This is a genomic window from Streptomyces orinoci, assembly GCF_003121295.1.
Lineage (GTDB): Bacteria > Actinomycetota > Actinomycetes > Streptomycetales > Streptomycetaceae > Streptomyces > Streptomyces orinoci.
Genome location: NZ_PHNC01000029.1, coordinates 512,162 through 531,518, shown reverse-complemented (window position 1 = coordinate 531,518; position 19,357 = coordinate 512,162). Strand labels below are relative to the sequence as shown.

Genomic DNA, 19,357 nt, shown 5'->3' with positions numbered 1-19,357 from the left:
ACAACGGCGGTGTCTCCTATGTCTGTACCGCCTGCGGCCACAGCTGGAGCTGAGTGAATGGGTGCACACAGCCGGAAATGCGACTGGTGTGGCAGTGGGACACCGATCGTCCGCGATATGGAGCCGATCAATCCCGACTACCAGTACTGGTGCGTCGAGTGCGCGCGGGCGCTGATCATAAAGGGCGACCCGATCGAGACCTATCGGGAGCTGGAGGGCGAGCCGATCTATGGCCGGCTGCTCGATGAGCACTGCGCGCTCAAGCGGTTCTATTCCTTCGCCACGGCCTGACTGCCCCTGACAAGGGGGCAAATCGGGCAAAGCGAAATCACTGTTGATCGAGCAGGCCCTCGATTTGGCAGATGGCGGGTGGGGCCGTGTAATGTAGTCGATGTCGCCGGGGGAACCGGGCGGAAAACAGAACAAGGGGCTATAGCTCAGTTGGTAGAGCGCCTGCATGGCATGCAGGAGGTCAGGAGTTCAATTCTCCTTAGCTCCACAGTGAATTGAGCGGGTCGTCCGGTAACGGGCGGCCCGCTCAGTGCATTTGGTGCCGTTCCAGCCGCAGGGCCAGGGCGGGGCAGCGGCTCACCGCCCGCTGGGCCCGGCCGCGCAGCCGCCGGGGCACGGCGGTGTCCGCCGGCGCCGGATAGCCGTCCGCTCCCATCCGCACCAGCTCCGGCAGCAGCCCGGCACACAGACCGTGGCCCTCGCACAGCGTCCAGTCCACCGCCAGCCGCTCCTCGGCCGCCTCCGGCTCCGCCCCGGTGGCGGGCAGCGGCAGCACTCCGGCCGTCGGCCGCCCGCAGCCGCCACCGCCGAGGTGCGCTGCCAGGTCGTCCGGAAAGGCGTCCAGGGCGCTGAGGACGAAGCGGGCCGCGCCGTCCGGGTGCCCGCAGGCGCCGCGTCCGCGTACCGCTCCGGCCATCTGCCGCAGGGCCGCCTCACCCGCGGCCCCGCCACCGGCCAGCTCTTCCAGCGCCCCGGCCAGCGCGGGCAGCCCCACCCGGCAGGGCCCGCACTGCCCGGCGGACTCTCCGGCCAGCCAGCGCGCCACCCGGGCCGCCTCGCCCAGCGGGCAGCTGTCCAGCGGCAGCGGCAGCAGCGCACCCGCGCCCAGGGTGCCGCCCAGCGCGGCCGGCGCGTCCCGGGCCAGCACGGCCCGCCCGGCAGCGGCGGCGTCCAGCCAGGCGCCGTGGTAGCCGCCCACCAGCACCCCCTGCACCGCGCCCGGTGCCCCGCACCACCGCAGCACCTCCGGCAGCGGCACCCCGCCGGGCGCCTCCACCACACAGGGGGCGGGCACCGCCCCGGAGACGGTGAGCAGCAGGGTGCCCGGCTCCCCGGGGAAACCGGTCGCGGCATAGCCGGGTGCGCCCAGCCGGGCCGCCAGGGCGAGCTGGGCGAAGGTCTCGGCGTTGGACAGCAGGGTGGGCATCCCCGCCAGCCCGGCCTCGGCGGCCCGGGGATGGTGCCCGGGCGGCAGCGCCGGCCCGCCGTCGGCGGCCCGCAGCAAGGCGGCCGACTCCCCGGAGACCAGCCGTTCCGGAAGCCGTACCACCCGGGCGCGTACCGCTCGCCCCCGCCGGTCGGACAGTCCCCGTTCGGCCAGCGCGGCCCGTACCGAGGACTCGGTGCATGCCCGGGTGACCGCGACCACCAGGGTCCGGGCCCCCAGTGCCGAGGCCGCCAGCAGCGCCCCGTCCAGGGCCAGGTGCGGAGCCCGGGCCAGCAGCACGGTGTCCTTGCGGCAGGCCGGTTCCCCCTCGCACCCATTGACCACCACGGCCGGCCGCACTCCGCGCCGTCGTACCGCGTCCCCCACCGCCCGCAGCTTCCGGGCGAACGGGAAGCCCGCACCGCCGCGCCCGCGCAGTGCTACGGCCTGGGCCAGCAGCGCCAGTTGGGACTCGGTCAGCCGGGGCGGTCCGCCGTGCACGGCCAAGTGGGCCCGCCGGTCCAGCCGTTCGGCATCGGCCAGCCCGGCCGTCACCCGCGCCGGCCCCAGCGCCACCACCGGCGGCAGCTCGGGCAGTGGTTCATTCATCCGTGCCTCCCCGGACGCGGCGGTGCCGCGAGTACCTCACCGGGCACTCCTGCCCGCCCGCCCGCTTTCCGGTTGCCCGCGCCCCGTACTCCCCGTGCGTTCCGGCCGCGCCGGGCTCGCGTGGACCCTGTCACATACCGGCCCAGCGCGGACCCGGCACGCACCGGTCGTGCCGCCCGCCTGCCGCGCCCCGGGCGCGTGCCGGGGCGCATAGCCGCCCGTACCCCGTTCCGTACCCGCCTCCCGGCCGGGGCGGCGGCCAGTGCCCGGAAGGCCAGGGCCGCCGCCACCGCGGCCAGGCAGAGCGCGTAGCAGACGGTCACCCAAGTCGCCGGTGCGCGGCCCGCCTTGAGGCCGTGGGGGAGGGCGGCGCACCAGGCGGGGTATGCGCAGGAGTGCACAACCCGCCAGCGCCGGGCCAGCCGTCCGCGTCCCACAAATGCGGAACGCAGCGCTCCAGTTGCCGCGGCCAGCACCAGCAGATATCCGGCCAGCGCGCCCAGGCCGAGCAGTGCTCCGGAGGAGAAGGGGAGCAGTGCCGCCGCCGCTCCGGCGTGCCCCTCGGCCGTCTTCACCGCGATATGCACGGCCAGGAAGCCCAACGCGCCAACGCCCAGCGCCCGGTGGACGGCCTGGGCGAGCAGCCGGGCCCGTGCGGTGAGCGGCACCACGGCCAGACAGTCGGCGGCGATCAGCCCCCAGACCACGGTGGCGGTGAGCGCCACCAGGGCCAGGACGCCGGCGGTGCGGTCAAGGAAGAGCGAGGCGTGCGGGCTCATGCCGCGCGACCCTAGGCGCCCGGCGAGGCGCCACCACCGCTTCTCGCAACCCCGCCCGGGACGGCAGCACCGCTGCTAACGTCGGTCCATTTGGTCCCTTCCCTCGCCGGTTTTGCGCTGTTGCTCCCTCAACGCCCCTTGCTCAGCCGGAACATGAGATTTCTTTGGTCTCTTCTTGGCGAACTCATGCCCCATAAATGAACAGTTCATCGACAGAGTGACGTCCCATATGCGGACGGCATTCACCGCCCCCGCATAGGCGACCACGCGAACATTCGCGACCATGCGCATCGCAGGGGGTTTCATGAGAGCAAGAGGTTCCAGAATGCGCGCCGGCCTGTCTCTGGCGGCGGCATTGCCGCTGGTGGCCGGGGCGTTGGCGCTCACCGCGCCGACCGCCGGCGCCGACAGCGGCCCGCACGACCGGCAGTCGCTGGCCGGCACCAAGCCCGCCTGGGCCACCGCCAGGGCCGACCGGGGCGCCGCCCCCGAGTCCAAGGAGATCAGCGCCCGGGTCTACCTGGCCGGCCGGGACGCCAAGGGCCTCGCCGACTACGCACGGGCCGTCTCGGACCCCAAGTCTCCGCACTACGGCAAGTACTTGACCGCCAAGCAGGCCAAGAGCCGGTTCGCCCCCACCAAGGACCAGATAGCCAAGGTCACCGCCTGGCTGAAGTCCTCCGGCCTGAAGGTGACCGGCAGCAACGACCACTACATCTCGGTGACCGGTGACGCCGCCGCGGTCAAGAAGGCGTTCGGCGCCGAGCTGCACAAGTACGCCAAGGACGGCAAGACCCTCGTCGCCCCCGCCAAGACCGCCTCCGTCCCGGCCTCCCTGGACGGCGCGGTGCTCACGGTCACCGGCCTCAACAACGCCCCCAAGCTCAACCGCCCGGCCGACACCCTGCCCGGCCCCGGCAAGGCGTTCGTCAACTCCGGCCCGTTCTCCACCTATTACGGCTCCAAGGTCGACAAGGACCTTCCGCCGGCCTACGGCAGCCAGGCCCCCTACGCCATCCGCGGCTACACCGGCAAGCAGCTGCGGGCCGCGTACGGCGCCAAGAGCTTCACCGGCAAGGGCGCCACCATCGCCATCACCGACGCCTACGCCTCGCCGACGATCGTCAAGGACGCGCAGGAGTACGCCAAGCGCAACGGCGACAAGCCCTACCGCAAGGGCCAGCTCAGCCAGGTGCTGCCGAGCGACTACACCCAGACCGGCCCCGACGCCTGTGACGCCTCCGGCTGGTACGGCGAGGAGACCCTGGACGTCGAGGCCGCGCACGCGGTGGCCCCGGACGCCAACATCGTCTACGTCGGCGGCGCCTCCTGCCAGGACCCCGACCTGATGGACGCCCTCAACAAGGTCGTGGACAACCGGCTGGCGGACGTCGTCTCCAACTCCTGGAGCAGCATCGAGTCCCAGGAGACCCCGGACGCCGCGGCCGCCTACGACCACCTCTTCCAGACCGGCGCGGTCGAGGGCATCGGCTTCTACTTCTCCTCCGGTGACGACGGCGACAACGCCGCCAAGTACGGCCAGAAGACCATCGACTCGCCGGCCAACTCCGCCTGGGCCACCTCCGTCGGCGGCACCTCGCTGGCCGTCGGCAAGGGTGACAAGTACCTCTGGGAGACCGGCTGGGGCACCCACAAGGCCTCGCTGTCCAAGGACGGCCAGAACTGGGAGAACCTCCCCGGCGCCTTCAACGGCGGCGCGGGCGGCGGCACCAGCACCCTGGTCGAGCAGCCCTTCTACCAGCGCGGTGTGGTCCCGGACGCACTGTCCAAGATCAACGGCAGCACCAAGCCGATGCGCGTCGCCCCGGACATCTCCGCCATCGGTGACCCCAACACCGGCTTCCTGGTCGGGCAGACCCAGACCTTCCCCGACAAGTCGGTGAAGTACGGCGAGTACCGCATCGGCGGCACCTCGCTCTCCTGCCCGGTGATCGCCGCCATCCAGGTGCTGGCCCAGCAGGCCCGCCACGGTGTGCCGCTCGGCTTCGCCAACCCGGCCATCTACGACCGCTATGGCACCTCCGCCTACCACGATGTCACCGACCACCCGCTGGGCAAGGGCCAGAGCATCGGTGTGGTGCGCAGGGACTTCGCCAATGGCGCGGACGCCAAGGACGGCGTGCTGACCTCGCTGCGCACCTTCGGCAATGACAGCTCGCTCTCCGCGACCGTCGGTTACGACAACGTCACCGGTGTCGGCTCGCCCGGCGCCGACTATGTGACCTCGTACATCCCCGGTCACCGGCACTGACGCCCCCGCCGGAGCCCGTACCTCGGTGCGGGCCCCGGCACCCCTGCGGTAACCTGACCGCATGCGTGCCGTACGCCTCCTGCTTAGCGAGCCGCGCTGATCAGTCCCGGTCCTCAAAGGACCGGCATCGGCGCGGCGACCCCTCCTGTGCGAGGGGATTTTTCATTTCCGGGCCCGCCCGGAGATCTCCGGGGCCGCCCCGGAGCGCACGCGACGCAGGCAGAGACGACGATCGATGGAGCATTGAGGACGATGAGCGAGACCACTACCGCCGCCGAGGTGGCTGCCCCGCACCGCTATACGGCCGCGCTGGCCGCCGACATCGAGGCACGCTGGCAGGACTTCTGGGACGCCGAGGGCACCTATGCGGCCCCCAACCCCGGGGGCGAGCTGGGGGGCGACCCGGAGACGGTCGCCAAGCCCACCAAGTTCATCATGGACATGTTCCCGTACCCCTCGGGCGCGGGTCTGCACGTCGGCCACCCGCTGGGCTATATCGCCACCGATGTCACCGCCCGCTTCCACCGGATGACCGGCCACAACGTCCTGCACACCCTGGGCTTCGACGCCTTCGGCCTGCCCGCCGAGCAGTACGCGGTGCAGACCGGCACCCACCCCCGGGTCTCCACCGAGGCCAATATGGAGAACATGAAGGCCCAGCTGCGCCGGCTGGGCCTGGGCCACGACAAGCGCCGCTCCTTCGCCACCATCGACCCGGACTACTACAAGTGGACCCAGTGGATCTTCCTGCAGATCTTCAACTCCTGGTTCGACGAGCAGGCGGGCAAGGCGCGCCCCATCGCCGAGCTGGTGGCACAGTTCGAAAGCGGTGAGCGCGCGACCCCCGACGGGCGCCCCTGGAACGAGCTGAGCGCCGCCGAACGCGACGCCGTGCTGGGCGAGTACCGCCTGGCCTACGCCTCCGACGCGCCGGTCAACTGGTGCCCCGGCCTGGGCACCGTGCTGGCCAATGAGGAGGTCACCGCCGACGGCCGCTCCGAGCGCGGCAACTTCCCGGTCTTCAAGTCCAAGCTGCGCCAGTGGAATATGCGCATCACCGCCTATGGCGACCGTCTGCTGGACGACCTGGACGCGCTGGACTGGCCGGAGGCCATCAAGCTGCAGCAGCGCAACTGGATCGGCCGCAGCGAGGGCGCCCGGGTGGACTTCGCGGTGGACGGCCACGACGAGAAGATCACCGTCTTCACCACCCGCCCCGACACCCTGTTCGGTGCCACCTATATGGTGCTGGCCCCGGAGCACGGCCTGGTGGACGCCATCGTCCCGGCCGCCTGGCCCGAGGGCACCAAGCCGGCCTGGACCGGCGGTGCCGCCACCCCGGCCGAGGCCATTGCCGCCTACCGCAAGCAGGCCCAGACCAAGACCGATGTCGAGCGGCAGACCGAGGGCAAGGACAAGACCGGGGTCTTCACCGGCGCCCACGCCGTCAACCCGGTCACCGGCGAGCGCATCCCGGTGTTCGTCGGCGACTATGTGCTGATGGGCTATGGCACCGGCGCCATCATGGCGGTGCCCGGCCAGGACGAGCGCGACTGGGAGTTCGCCACCGCCTTCGAGCTGCCCATCGTCCGTACCGTCCAGCCGCCCGAGGGCTGGGAGGGCGAGGCCTACGGCGGCCAGGGCCCGGCGATCAACTCCGCCAACGACCAACTGGACATCAACGGCATGGGAGTTGACGAGGCCAAGCGCACCGTCATCGCCTGGCTGACCGAGCGCGGCATCGGCGAGGGAACCGTCAACTTCCGCCTGCGCGACTGGCTGTTCAGCCGCCAGCGCTACTGGGGCGAGCCCTTCCCGATCGTCTACGACGAGGACGGCGTGGCCCATGCGCTGCCCGAGTCGATGCTGCCGCTGGAGCTGCCCGAGGTCGAGGACTACTCGCCGCGCACCTTCGACCCGGACGACGCCGACACCGAGCCGGAGACCCCGCTGTCCCGCAACGAGGACTGGGTCAATGTCGAGCTGGACCTGGGCAACGGACCGAAGCGGTACCGCCGCGAGACCAACACCATGCCCAACTGGGCCGGTTCCTGCTGGTACGAGCTGCGCTACCTGGACCCGCACAACAGCGAGCGGCTGGTCTCCCCCGAGGCCGAGCGCTACTGGATGGGCCCGCGCGAGGACAAGCCGCACGGCGGTGTGGACCTGTATGTCGGCGGCGCCGAGCACGCGGTGCTGCACCTGCTGTACGCCCGCTTCTGGTCCAAGGTGCTGTACGACCTGGGTCATGTCTCCTCGGCCGAGCCCTTCCACAAGCTGTTCAACCAGGGCATGATCCAGGCCTATGTCTACCGGGACGCCCGGGGCATCGCGGTGCCCGCCGCCGAGGTGGAGGAGCGCGACGGCGCCTACTACTACCAGGGCGAGAAGGTCTCCCGGCTGCTGGGCAAGATGGGCAAGTCCCTGAAGAACGCGGTCACTCCGGACGAGATCTGCGCCGAGTACGGGGCCGACACCCTGCGCCTGTACGAGATGGCCATGGGCCCGCTGGATGTCTCCCGCCCCTGGGACACCCGTGCCGTGGTCGGTCAGTACCGGCTGCTGCAACGGCTGTGGCGCAATGTGGTGGACGAGACCACCGGTGAGGTCACCGTGGTGGACGCCGAGCCCGACGAGGAGACGCTGCGGGCCCTGCACAAGGCCATTGACGGCGTCACCCAGGACCTGGCGAATATGCGGTTCAACACCGCCATCGCCAAGATCACCGAGCTGAACAACCATGTGGTGAAGCTGCGCGAGGTGCCCCGCCCGGTCGCCGAGACCCTGGTGCTGCTGATCGCTCCGCTGGCCCCGCATATCGCCGAGGAGCTGTGGCACCGTCTGGGCCACACCGGCTCGGTGGTGCACCGGGACTTCCCGGTGGCCGACCCGGCCTATGTGGTGGACGAGACCGTGACCTGCGTGGTCCAGGTCAAGGGCAAGGTCAAGGCGCGCCTGGAGGTGCCGCCGGCCATCAGCGAGCAGGAGCTGGAGCGGGTCGCGCTGGCCGACCCGGCCGTGCTGGCCGCGCTGGACGGCGCGGGGATCCGCAAGGTCATCGTGCGGGCGCCCAAGCTGGTCAACATCGTTCCGGCGTAAGCGAGTTGGGGCCTGAAGCGGACGGGATCCGCTGAGGCCCGCCGGGGTCCCGGGGGCGCCACCCCTGGGATCTCCCCTAAGGGCAGGTTGGGGGTTCGAAAGGAACCCACGGCCTGCCCTTGCCGTTTACCGTGGAAGGGACGACACCGCCGGACACCAACCCGGCCGGATGTGAAACCGGAGAGCCTGCCCGAGGAGCGCCCCATGGAAGCCGTGGCCGTGATAATCGCCCTCACCGTCGCGCTGTTTGTCACGCTGGCGGTGCTGGCCACGGTCAAGGCCGTCAAGGCCGTCAAGCGCGGGGTGGACCACACCGTCACCCAGGCCCGCCGCACCGTGGAGGACACCCGCCTCAAGGCCATGCAGTTCGCCCGGCCCGGCCCGGCCGGCGAGGTCGCCCAGCTGCGGCTCTCCCTTCGCACCTCGATGCGCGCCACCCAGGAGGCACTGCGTGAGCGCTCCGCCGAGGATGCGTCGCTCTCCGAGTCGCTGGCCCTCTTCCAGCGCCTCAGTGGCCACGGCCGGGAGCTGGACGAGGAGCTCCGCCGCCTGGAGAGCGAGCCCAGCCAGAGCCGGATCGCCCAGAGCCTGCCGGAGCTGCGCAAGCGCACCGATGCCATCCGGGAGTCGGCGGACGCCCTGCGCTGGGCCGCCCAGGACCGCGCCCGCCAGTTCCAGCACGAGGATCTGGCGGACCTCGGCGAGCAGATCCGGATGGAGGCCAGCGCCCTGCGGCACTGGACGGCGGTGGAGGAGGAGGGCGCTCCCGGCGCGGCAGCCTCCCCGAAGTCCGCGTCCGGCCCTTCCGGAGCGGAACGCACCGGACAGCCCGGACAGCCCGGACAGCCCGAACGGCCTGAGCGGCAGCGTTCGGCGATACCGGGCCGCCCGTCCTGGCTGTCCGATCTGTCCTGGGAGAAGCGGCAGCAGGCCGCCCGGCGCCCGGAGAGCGCGGGCTGACGGGGGCGGACTGCGGCCCCCGGCCTCCGGCGGGTAACCTCCGGGGCATGTCCCGCCATGTCGCGATCGTCACCGATTCAACGGCCTATCTGCCAGCAGAGACGATGGAGCGGCACCGGATCACCGCAGTGCCGCTGACGGTCGTCCTGGGCGACCGGGCCCTGGAGGAGGGCACCGAGATCTCGGCGCGCTCGGTCGCCCAGGCCCTGCAGAAGCGCAAGCCGGTGACCACCTCCCGGCCCGGCCCCGAGGTCTTCGCCGCCGCCTACCGGGCGGCGGCCGAGGAGGGCGCCGAGGGCATCGTCTCGCTCCACCTCTCCGCCGAGTTCTCCGGCACCTATGACGCGGCGGTGCTGGCGGCCCGCGAGGCACCCGTCCCGGTGCGGGTGGTGGACACCGGCATGGTCGCCATGGCCCTGGGCTTCTGCGCCCTGGCCGCCGCCGGGACCGCCCGGGCCGGCGGCACCCTGGATGAGGCGGTGGCCGCCGCCGAGAAGCGCGCCGAGGCCACGGCCGCCTACTTCTATGTGGACACCCTGGACTATCTGCGCCGGGGCGGCCGGATCGGTGCCGCCCAGGCCCTGCTGGGCTCGGCCCTCGCCGTCAAACCCCTGCTCCAGCTGGAGGGCGGGCGCATTGAGTTGCGGGAGAAGGTGCGCACCGCGACCAAGGCCATCGCCCGCCTGGAAGAGATCGCCGTGGAACGCGCCGGCAGCGCCCCGGTGGACATCGCGGTCCACCACCTGGCCGCCCCCGAGCGCGCCACCCTGCTCGCCGACCGCCTCCGCGACCGCCTCCCGGCGCTGGGGGAGCTCCATGTCAGCGAGGTCGGCGCGGTGATCGGGGCACACACCGGTCCGGGACTGCTGGGAGTGGTGGTCTCTCCCCGCTAGCCCCATGACCGGTGAACGAGGCCGCCCACCGGCCCCTGCCGGTCAGGTCTCCGGGGTCCAGGCGGCGACCAGTTCCAGCAGGCCGGGGAACCGTTCCCGCAGGTCGTCGATGCGCACCTCGCTGCGGCGCTCCAGTCCGTACTGACGCTGCCGGAGGACACCCGCCTCGCGCAGTGCGCGGAAGTGATGGGTGAGCGAGGACTTGGGGCGGTCCAGCCCGAACCAGCCGCAGGGATGGTCGAACTCCGCTCGCTCCAGCAGGAGTTTGCGCACGATGGTCAGCCGCAGGGGATCGTTCAGCGTCCCCAGCACGGTCTCCAGGCGAAGGGTCTGGGCATCCGGTTCCGGCAGGGGTTCCGGCAGGCCGGGCGGTTGGGGCAGTACAACGATGGACGGTCCCGGCGGCACGGTGGGCGACCTTGGAGCAGCGCCGGTTGAGCGGCGCACCGCACCGGCCCCGGTGGCCCCGCCGCCCGCCGCCGAGGCTCCCCTGTGGTGGGTGTGGCTGGCGGCCTGGCCGGTCACCGCGGTCTTTGCGCTCTCCAATGCGGCCACCCCGCTCTATGTGCTCTGGCAGCGGGACATCGGCTTCTCCAAGGGTGCGCTCACCGTGGTGTTCGCCTTCTCTATCGTGGGCCTGCTGGGCTCGTTGCTGGTCTGTGGAGTGCTCTCCGACCGGCTGGGGCGCAAGCCGGTGCTGCTGCCCGCGCTCGGTCTGGCCCTGGTGGCGCGCGCGGTTTTCGCCACCGCCTCCTCGGTAACCGCCCTGATCGTGGCCCGGCTGCTGACCGGGGTGGCGGTGGGTGCGGCCGTTTCCGCGGGCATGGCGGCGGTGACCGATATGGCGGGCGAGCGGCGACGGCGGCTGGGCGCCCTGCTCGCCTCCTGTGCGATGGTCCTGGGCGCGGGCCTGGGGCCGTTCCTCTCCGGTCTGCTGTCCGAGGCGCTGCCCGCGCCCACCGTCACCGTCTTCCTGGTGGAGATGGCCCTGCCGGCGACCGCGTTGCTGGTCATGGTGCGGATGCCGGCGCCCCGCCCGGCGGCGTCCGCTACCGTTGCGCTGGTCGGCGCGGTGCATGCCTCGTCGGTGGTGGCCCTGCTGTCCGCCGCGGTGCTGGCGGGCGCGGGGCAGGGCATGGGCCAGCTGGGCGGACTGTCGCTGCTCAGTGCCACCGTCGCCCCGCACCGGCCGGCCGAGGCCAACTCCGCGCTCAATATGGGTGGTTATCTGCTGGCCGGCTCGCTGCCGGTGGCCGCCGGATTCCTCAGCGATGCCGCCGGACTCACCACCGGGGCGACGGTCTTCGCCGGAGTGCTGGCGGCGCTGGCCGCTGTCGGCGGACTGGTGGTGGTCACCGTCGGTTGCCGGGTCCCGGAAATCTCCTGACGGTCAATCCCTCGTCGGAGTGATGAAGTTATCCACAACTCCCTGGTCATCCACGGGATTTGACCAAGATCAGCTGGTTGGGCCGGGGCTGGCTATCGTCGCCTGTCATGACGGAAAAGACACTGACGGTAACCAATGCTCCGCGCGCTGCCCTGCTGTTGGGGGAGGCCCCGGAGGCCCCGGAGGCCCCGGAGGCCCCGGAGGTGCCGGGGGAGACCTCCGGCGGGCGCGCCGGGTCACCGGCCGGGCCACCGGCGCGCGGACGGCCCCCGGGCGGGCCCGGCCGCCGCGTCCGTGGCGGCTGCCGCGCCGGCACCGGGCCGGGACGGGCCGCCGTGCGCCCCACGGCCGACGGCCCGGCGCGGCGGACCGAGAGGCTGCTCCGCCTTGCTTCCGCCGGCCCCGCGCGGCCCGAAGCGGTGGCGCGTTCCGGGTTCGACGGGCCGACTCGGGCCGGTGAACAGGACGGTTCGCCGGGTGCCGATGGGGGCGAGGGTGTGCCGGGTGCCGAATTCTCCGCGTACCCGGCGCCCGGTGGCCCCGGGCGTCCGGGTATCGCCAAACCGCCCGCGCCGCCCGCCCGTTGGCGGCAGCTTATGGGTGAGCGACTGCCGATGTGGGTGCGGCTCCGCTGCGGAATGGAGCCCAGAACCGTTGCCGCCATCGGCGCCGCCCTGGCGCTCGCCGTGCTCCTCGCCGTCTGGCACTTCTGGGCGGGGCGGCCGTCGGAGGTACGGGCGCCCGAGCGGGAGACCCCAACGGCCTCCGCCCCCGCCCCGGTCCGCGCCCCGGCGGTGCTGCCGCCACCCGCCGTTGCCCCGGGCGCCGCCCCGGCTGTCGTACGCCCCGGGGGTGCGGGCGGAGCCGTGGTGGTGGATGTCAGCGGCAAGGTGTGGCATCCCGGCGTGCAGCGCCTGCCCGCCGGCTCCCGGGTGGCCGACGCCCTGGAGGCGGCCGGGGGAGCCCGCCCGGGAGTGGACCTCACCGGGCTCAACCGGGCCAGGATCCTGACCGACGGCGAACAGATCGTGGTGGGCGCCCCCCAGCCCACCGGCGCCCCCAACGGCCAGGCGGGCCTGGGTGGTTCGGGCGCCCTCCCGCCCCCGCCCGGCGCACCGCCCGCACCCGGCGTACCTGCGGGCCGGGGGAAGGCGGTGCCCAGCTCGCCGGTCAGTCTCAACGCCGCCACCGCCGAGCAGCTGGCCACCCTCCCCGGCATCGGCCCGGCGCTGGCCCGGCACATCATTGACTACCGCACCGAACACGGCGGATTCCGCTCGGTGGACGAGCTGCGCCAGGTCCATGGCATCGGCGCCCGCCGCTTCGGTGAGCTGCGTTCCCTGGTTCAGCCATGAGCGTCACCACACCCCGGCCGGAGGGCACGCACCCCGCCCCGTCCGCCCCGGATCTGCGGCTGGTGGCCCCGGCGCTGGCCGCCTGGGCCGGGGCTGCCATCGCTCTGACTGCCAACGGCACCGTCGCCGCCACCGGTTGCGCCCTGGCCGTGCTGCTGGCCGGCGCGCTGGCCCTGGTCGCTCACCGCGCCCCGGCCGCACCGCCCCCCGGCCCCGGACAGCCCGCCCCCGCCCCCGGCCGCGCCCCCGCCCCCGGCGCCAACTCCGGCCCGGCGCCCGGGGCGAGCCGGCGCCGTACCGCCGCCGCGGCCGCGGCCGTGCTGCTCTGCGGCGCGGCCGGAGCGGCCTCGGGTGCGCTGAGTGCGGCCGAGGCCCGCGGCGGGCCGCTGCCCGCCCTGGCCGAAGGGTTCGCCACGGTGACCCTGGAGGTCAGGCTCACCAAGGACCCCTGGGCCGCCCGGCCCAAGGTGCGGGGCGCCGCCCAGGCCCCGCAGGCGGTGCTGGCCGAGGCGGAGGCCACTCGGCTGACCGGCCGCCGGGGCGCCACCGCCCTGCGCACCCCGGTACTGCTGATGGCCCATCAGAACTGGCTGGGCCTGCTGCCCTCCACCCGGCTGCGGGTGACCGGCAGGCTGGCCCCGCCGCACCAGGACGACGGCCGGATCGCGGCCGTGGTCCGGATCGACGACCGGGGGCCGCTCAAGGTCATCGAACCGCCCAACTGGTGGCAGGTCACCGCCGCCCGGCTGCGGGCCGGTCTGCGCACCGCCACCGACGGCCTTCACCCGGACGCCCGGGCCCTGCTGCCCGGCCTGGTCGTCGGCGACACCTCACGCGTCCCGCCCGAACTCGAAGAGGACTTCCGGGCCACCGACTTGACCCATCTGCTGGCGGTCAGCGGCAGCAACCTCACCATTCTGCTGGCGGTCCTCATCGGCCCGCCGCACCTGGCCGCCCGCGCCGAACGCCGGGGCCTGGCCGCCCGGTTGGGCATCCCGCTGCGGCTCACTGCCGTCCTGGGCGCCGCCCTGGTGCCGGCATTTGTGGTGGTGTGCCGCCCCGACCCCAGTGTGCTGCGGGCGGCCGCCTGCGGGCTGATCACCCTGCTGGCCATTGGCACCGGCCGCCGCCGCGGCCTGCTGCCCGCCCTGGCCACCGCGGTCCTGGTCCTGGTGCTCCACGACCCCTGGCTGGCGCGCAGTTATGGCTTCACGCTGTCGGTGCTGGCCACCGGAGCCCTGCTCACCCTCGCCCCGGGCTGGGGCGACGCCCTGCGCGGACGCGGGGTGCCGGCCAGGGCCGCCGAGACCATCGCGGCGGCCGCGGCCGCCCAGGCCGTGTGCTCACCGGTGATCGTGCTGCTGTCGGAGCGGGTGAGCCTGGTGGGCATCCCCTGCAATCTCCTCGCCGAACTGGCCATCGGCCCGGCCACCGTGCTGGGCTTCGCCGCCCTGGCCATGGCCCCGTTCGCCCCCTGGGCCGCATACGGCCTGGCCTGGCTGGCCGGCTGGCCCGCCGTCTGGACGGCCGCCGTGGCCCGTACCGGAGCCGCCCTGCCCGGGGCACAGCTGGGCTGGCCCGGCGGCTGGCCCGGGGCGCTGCTGCTGGCCGCCGTCACGGTGGCCGTGGTGGCGGCCGCCCGCCGCCTGGTCCGCCACCCCTGGCTCTGCGCGGCCTGCGCTCTGCTCCTGCTGCTGGCTGTCCTCCGCCCGGCCCCGCTGACCAGGGCGGTCACCGGCTGGCCGCCGCCCGGCTGGCGGCTGGTGGCCTGCGATGTGGGCCAGGGCGACGCCCTGGTGCTGGCGGCGGGGGAGGGCACCGCCGTGGTGGTGGACGCCGGGCCGGAGCCCCGGGCCGTGGACCGCTGTCTGCGCGGCCTCGGTATCGACCGGGTGCCGCTGCTGATGCTGAGCCACTTCCACGCCGACCATGTGGACGGGCTGCCGGGAGTGCTGCACGGCCGCTCGGTCGGGGCGGTGGAGACCACCCTGCTGGCCCGGCCGCCGGGCCAGGCCGCCTTCGTCCGGCAGCAGGCCGCCCGGGCGGGCGTCCCCGTGGTCACCGCCCGGCAGGGCGAGCACGGGCGGGTGGGCCCGCTGTCCTGGGAGGTGCTCTGGCCCCCGGACGGCGGTTCGCCGGCGGCCGAGGACGGGCCCAATGACGCCAGCGTCACCCTGCTGGTACACACCGGCGGAATCAGCCTGTTGCTCCCCGGGGACCTTGAACCACCCGCCCAGCGCGAGCTGTTGCTCACCCACCCGGAGCTTTCCACGGTGGATGTCCTCAAGGTCGCCCACCATGGATCCGCCTACCAGGAACCGGAGTTGCTGCGCCGGCTCAACCCCCGGCTGGCGCTGATCTCGGCGGGCCCCCACAACCCCTACGGGCACCCCGCCCCGGGCACGGTCGCGGCGCTGCGCTCGGCGGGCGCGGTGGTGCTGCGCACCGACACCGACGGACCGATCGCGGTGACCGGGGCGGCCACCGCCGTCACCGCCGGGCGGCGGCGGATCACTCGCTCTCGGTCTCCAGCCAGCCGTCGTACTCCTCGGCGAGCTCGCGCAGCGCCCGGGCGTTCAGCTCGCCGTCCGGGTCCTCCAGGACCACCAGCCACTGGGCGTCCTCGGCATCGTCCTCCCCGGCCAGCGCCTCCCGCACGACCTGCGGGTCGTCGTCCAGGACGAAGCGCTGCCCGGCTTCCTCGGCCACCTCCTCGGCGGTCTCGCGGTCGGGCAGCACCAACAGGTGGCGCATGGGAGTCGAAGGACGGAAAACACTGGTCACCCGCATATTGTGCGGTACGCCTCCGGCGGCCGGAACGGGGGTGTCGGTAGCGCGTGGGATGCTGGACGCGATGCCCAGAAAGACTGCTTCCGACGATCTCCTCGCCCCCGTGACGCTCGCCGTGGGCCAGGAAGAACTCCTGCTGGACCGTGCCGTGCAGCAGGTGGTGGCGGCGGCCCGGGCCGCCGACGCGGACACCGACGTCCGCGACCTCGCCCCGGACGCCCTCCAGCCCGGCACCCTTGCCGAGCTCACCAGCCCCTCGCTGTTCGCCGAGCGCAAGGTGGTGGTGGTCCGCAACGCCCAGGACCTGTCGGCGGACACCGTCAAGGACGTCAAGGCGTACCTCGGCGCCCCCGCCGAGGAGATCACCCTGGTGCTGCTGCACGCGGGCGGCGCCAAGGGCAAGGGCCTGCTGGACGCGGCCCGCAAGGCCGGGGCCAGGGAGGTCGCCTGCGCCAAGATGACCAAGCCCGCCGACCGGCTGGCCTTTGTCCGCACCGAGTTCCGCTCCGGCGGCCGCTCCGCCACGCCCGAGGCCTGCCAGGCGCTGGTGGACGCCATCGGCAGCGATCTGCGCGAGCTGGCGAGCGCCTGCGCCCAGCTGATGGCCGACATCGAGGGCGTCATCGACGAGGCCGTGGTCGCCCGCTACTACACCGGCCGCGCCGAGGCCTCCAGCTTCACGGTGGCCGACCGCGCCGTGGAGGGCCGGGCGGCCGAGGCACTGGAGGCACTGCGCTGGGCGCTGGCCACCGGGGTCGCCCCGGTGCTGATCACCAGCGCGCTGGCCCAGGGGGTGCGGTCCATCGGCAAGCTGGCCTCCGCCCCGCGCGGCGCCCGTCCCGGCGATCTGGCCCGCGATCTGGGCATGCCGCCCTGGAAGATCGACCGGGTGCGGCAGCAGATGCGCGGCTGGTCCCCCGATGGCGTGGCCCTGGCCCTCCAGGCGATCGCCGAGGCCGACGCCGGCATCAAGGGCGGCGGTGACGACCCCGAGTACGCCCTGGAAAAGGCCGTGGTCACGGTGGCCCGAGCCGCCCGCCGCAGCGCCCCGTAAGGGGCGCGGGGAACTGCGCGACCAGCCACCGACAACCCGCACTCGAAAACGCATCTGAACGCACAAGAGCCCCGGCCCGTCCTGGGGAAAGGACGGACACGGGGCCCTTGAGACGTTCAGCGAGCCGGAAGGCTCATGCCGCACCCGCGTGGCGAACGACCGCGTGCGGCGGGAAAAGGTGCCGGACGGAGCGGTTGAGAGGGTCCGCTAGCCCGTACCGACGGGAGCTGCCTTACTTGGCGGCGACCAGCTTGGCCAGCGCCGACTTCTTGTTGGCGGCGGCGTTCTTGTGCAGGACACCCTTGCTGGCGGCCTTGTCGAGCTTCTTGCCGGCCAGGCGCACGGCGGCGACGGCCTTCTCGGCGTCACCGGAGGCGATGGCCTCGCGGGCCGAGCGGATGGCGGTCTTGACCGAGGACTTGACGGCCTTGTTACGCAGGCGCGCCTTCTCGTTGGTCTTGTTCCGCTTCATCTGGGACTTGATGTTCGCCACGAAAGAGCCTTTTCAGGTTCGTTGGTTTGCTGAAGGTGTGCCCGCGCATGAGAGGGTCGCGAAGCACAGTGGACCAGGCTACCAGCAGGAACTCGACCCTCCCAAACCGGACCTCACCCGCCGCTCATGGGACCATGGAGAGGTCGTATACCCGACTCCCGCCGAGACTGGCGTGCAAACGCCGAAGTCACCGAATGGATCCTGCGTGCCCGCGACCCCTACCAACGTGCCCGAGCCGAGCCGTACCGACCCGGCTCTGATCCGTAACTTCTGCATCATCGCGCACATCGACCATGGCAAGTCGACGCTCGCCGACCGGATGCTTCAGCTGACCGGCGTGGTTGACCAGCGGCAGATGCGCGCGCAGTACCTCGACCGGATGGACATCGAGCGCGAGCGCGGCATCACGATCAAGTCCCAGGCGGTCCGCCTGCCGTGGGCGCCCTCCAGCGACAAGGGCAACACCCACATCCTCAACATGATCGACACCCCGGGCCATGTGGACTTCACCTATGAGGTCTCCCGCTCGCTGGCCGCCTGCGAGGGCTGCATCCTGCTGGTGGACGCCGCCCAGGGCATCGAGGCGCAGACCCTGGCCAACCTCTACCTGGCCATGGAGAACGACCTCACCATCATCCCGGTGCTCAACAAGATCGACCTGCCGGCCGCCCAGCCGGAGAAGTTCGCCGCCGAGCTGGCGAACCTGGTCGGCTGTGAGCCGGAGGATGTGCTGCGGGTCTCGGCCAAGACCGGCGTGGGCGTTCCCGAGCTGCTGGACCGTGTGGTGCGCGATGTCCCGGCCCCGGTCGGCGTCAAGGACGCCCCCGCCCGCGCGATGATCTTCGACTCGGTCTATGACGCCTACCGGGGCGTGGTGACCTATGTCAAGGTCGTGGACGGCACCCTGTCCAAGCGCGAGCGCATCAAGATGATGTCCACCGGCGCCGCCCATGAGCTGCTGGAGATCGGCACCAACTCCCCGGAGATGCTCCCGGCCGACGGCCTCTCGGTCGGTGAGGTGGGCTATCTGATCACGGGTGTGAAGGACGTCCGCCAGTCCAAGGTCGGTGACACCATCACCCAGCACCAGGGCGGGGCCACCGAGGCGCTGGGCGGTTACAAGGACCCCAAGCCGATGGTGTTCTCCGGTCTGTATCCGCTGGACGGCTCGGACTATCCGGAGCTGCGCGAGGCCCTGGACAAGCTCCAGCTCAACGATGCCGCGCTGGTCTATGAGCCGGAGACCTCCGCCGCCCTGGGCTTCGGCTTCCGGGTGGGCTTCCTGGGCCTGCTGCACCTGGAGGTCATCCGTGAGCGCCTGGAGCGCGAGTTCGGTCTGGATCTGATCGCCACCGCGCCCAATGTGATCTACCGGGTGCTGATGGAGGACGGGACCGAGCACGAGGTCACCAACCCCAGCGAGTTCCCCACCGGCAAGATCGCCGAGGTGCACGAGCCGGTGGTACGGGCCACCATCCTGGCGCCCAGCGAGTTCATCGGCGCCATCATGGAGCTCTGCCAGACCCGGCGCGGTGTGCTGATGGGCATGGACTACCTCTCCGAGGACCGGGTGGAGATCCGCTACACCCTGCCGCTGGCCGAGGTGGTCTTCGACTTCTTCGACCAGCTGAAGTCCAAGACCCGTGGCTATGCCTCGCTGGACTACGAGCCCACCGGTGAGCAGATCTCCGACCTGGTGAAGGTGGACATCCTGCTGCACGGCGACAAGGTGGACGCCTTCTCGGCGATCACCCACAAGGACAAGGCCTACGCCTATGGCGTGCGGCTGGTCGCCAAGCTGCGCGAGCTCATCCCCCGGCAGAACTTCGAGGTGCCCATCCAGGCCGCCATCGGCTCCCGGGTCATCGCCCGGGAGACCGTCCGCGCCATCCGCAAGGACGTCCTCGCCAAGTGTTACGGCGGTGACATCTCCCGTAAGCGGAAGCTGCTGGAGAAGCAGAAGGAAGGCAAGAAGCGGATGAAGATGGTCGGCAGCGTGGAGGTCCCGCAGGAGGCCTTTATCGCCGTGCTGTCCACCGACGACAGCGGGGGCGAGAAGGGCAAGAAGTAGCCCGCGCACGGTCCGTTACCGAAAGGTGTCCACTCGACGGCGAGTGGGCACCTTTTCGGTGCTCTGGTGCTCTTACGCACAGGGCCCATCGGCTCTACTCTGATCACTGCTTGGAAGGTTACTCGCGAGTCACCAGCAACGAGGCGGGCCCCGGAGG

The 19,357-nt window shown here is 72.4% G+C and carries 14 protein-coding genes, 1 tRNA gene and 1 pseudogene; 11 read left to right on the top strand and 5 right to left on the bottom strand.

The features are described 5' to 3' along the window. Window positions 1-57: 57 nt before the first annotated feature. Window positions 58-291, top strand: coding sequence for a hypothetical protein (locus CV755_RS17245; RefSeq protein WP_109281115.1), 234 nt, complete (start codon window positions 58-60; stop codon window positions 289-291). A 135-nt stretch (window positions 292-426) separates the two neighbouring features. Next, window positions 427-499, top strand: a tRNA-Ala gene (locus CV755_RS17240). Between the two features lie 39 nt (window positions 500-538). Here the strand turns inward: CV755_RS17240 and CV755_RS17235 are convergent. Together CV755_RS17235 and CV755_RS36955 are read right to left on the bottom strand one after the other, a co-directional pair. Then, the gene (locus tag CV755_RS17235) at window positions 539-2,047 is read right to left on the bottom strand and encodes an NADH-quinone oxidoreductase subunit NuoF family protein (RefSeq protein WP_109281114.1); all 1,509 of its coding nucleotides are present in this window, start codon (window positions 2,045-2,047) and stop codon (window positions 539-541) included. Next, window positions 2,044-2,826, bottom strand: coding sequence for a hypothetical protein (locus tag CV755_RS36955; RefSeq protein ID WP_109281113.1), 783 nt, complete (start codon window positions 2,824-2,826; stop codon window positions 2,044-2,046). Before CV755_RS36955 ends, CV755_RS17235 begins: the two co-directional genes overlap by 4 nt. A gap of 304 nt (window positions 2,827-3,130) precedes the next feature. On the opposite strand from CV755_RS36955, the gene CV755_RS17225 reads away from it, so the two are divergent. From CV755_RS17225 to CV755_RS17210, 4 genes are all read left to right on the top strand, one after another. Beyond that, window positions 3,131-5,098, top strand: coding sequence for a S53 family peptidase (locus tag CV755_RS17225; RefSeq protein ID WP_109281112.1), 1,968 nt, complete (start codon window positions 3,131-3,133; stop codon window positions 5,096-5,098). A 252-nt stretch (window positions 5,099-5,350) separates the two neighbouring features. Beyond that, window positions 5,351-8,197: a leucine--tRNA ligase gene (gene leuS, locus CV755_RS17220; protein ID WP_109281111.1), complete on the top strand. Its 2,847-nt coding sequence runs from the start codon at window positions 5,351-5,353 to the stop codon at window positions 8,195-8,197. 204 nt (window positions 8,198-8,401) lie between these two features. Further along, entirely contained in the window at window positions 8,402-9,157 is a 756-nt protein-coding gene (locus CV755_RS17215) for a hypothetical protein (protein WP_109281110.1), read from the top strand. A gap of 47 nt (window positions 9,158-9,204) precedes the next feature. After that, entirely contained in the window at window positions 9,205-10,050 is an 846-nt protein-coding gene (locus CV755_RS17210) for a DegV family protein (RefSeq protein WP_109281109.1), read from the top strand. A gap of 42 nt (window positions 10,051-10,092) precedes the next feature. Here the strand turns inward: CV755_RS17210 and CV755_RS17205 are convergent, their stop codons facing one another. Beyond that, window positions 10,093-10,458, bottom strand: a complete 366-nt coding sequence (locus tag CV755_RS17205) for an ArsR/SmtB family transcription factor (RefSeq protein WP_109281108.1) — start codon at window positions 10,456-10,458, stop codon at window positions 10,093-10,095. Between CV755_RS17205 and CV755_RS17200 the strand changes: the two genes are divergently transcribed. The 3 genes and pseudogenes from CV755_RS17200 to CV755_RS17190 form a co-directional block, all read left to right on the top strand. Continuing rightward, on the top strand, window positions 10,439-11,437 hold the full coding sequence (locus tag CV755_RS17200; RefSeq protein ID WP_109281107.1) for an MFS transporter: 999 nt from the start codon (window positions 10,439-10,441) through the stop codon (window positions 11,435-11,437). The two genes, CV755_RS17205 and CV755_RS17200, sit on opposite strands and share 20 nt — an antisense overlap. A 638-nt stretch (window positions 11,438-12,075) precedes the next feature. Further along, window positions 12,076-12,792, top strand: coding sequence for a ComEA family DNA-binding protein (locus tag CV755_RS36950; protein ID WP_338323668.1), 717 nt, complete (start codon window positions 12,076-12,078; stop codon window positions 12,790-12,792). Further along, window positions 12,789-15,062, top strand: a pseudogene (locus CV755_RS17190) (ComEC/Rec2 family competence protein); the annotation flags it as partial. The gene CV755_RS36950 and the pseudogene CV755_RS17190, both read left to right, overlap by 4 nt. A 241-nt stretch (window positions 15,063-15,303) precedes the next feature. Here CV755_RS17190 and CV755_RS36945 read toward each other — a convergent pair. Continuing rightward, complete coding sequence (locus tag CV755_RS36945; RefSeq protein ID WP_109281928.1) at window positions 15,304-15,546, bottom strand: hypothetical protein; 243 nt, start codon at window positions 15,544-15,546, stop codon at window positions 15,304-15,306. A gap of 100 nt (window positions 15,547-15,646) precedes the next feature. On the opposite strand from CV755_RS36945, the gene holA reads away from it, so the two are divergent. Next, the gene (gene holA, locus CV755_RS17180) at window positions 15,647-16,636 is read left to right on the top strand and encodes a DNA polymerase III subunit delta (protein ID WP_109281927.1); all 990 of its coding nucleotides are present in this window, start codon (window positions 15,647-15,649) and stop codon (window positions 16,634-16,636) included. Window positions 16,637-16,868: 232 nt separating this feature from the next. On the opposite strand, the gene rpsT is transcribed toward holA, so the two are convergent. After that, entirely contained in the window at window positions 16,869-17,129 is a 261-nt protein-coding gene (rpsT, locus tag CV755_RS17175; protein ID WP_109281105.1) for a 30S ribosomal protein S20, read from the bottom strand. Window positions 17,130-17,334: 205 nt separating this feature from the next. Here rpsT and lepA point away from each other — a divergent pair, with 205 nt between their 5' ends. After that, window positions 17,335-19,200: a translation elongation factor 4 gene (lepA, locus tag CV755_RS17170; RefSeq protein WP_109281104.1), complete on the top strand. Its 1,866-nt coding sequence runs from the start codon at window positions 17,335-17,337 to the stop codon at window positions 19,198-19,200. The last annotated feature ends 157 nt before the right edge of the window (window positions 19,201-19,357 follow it).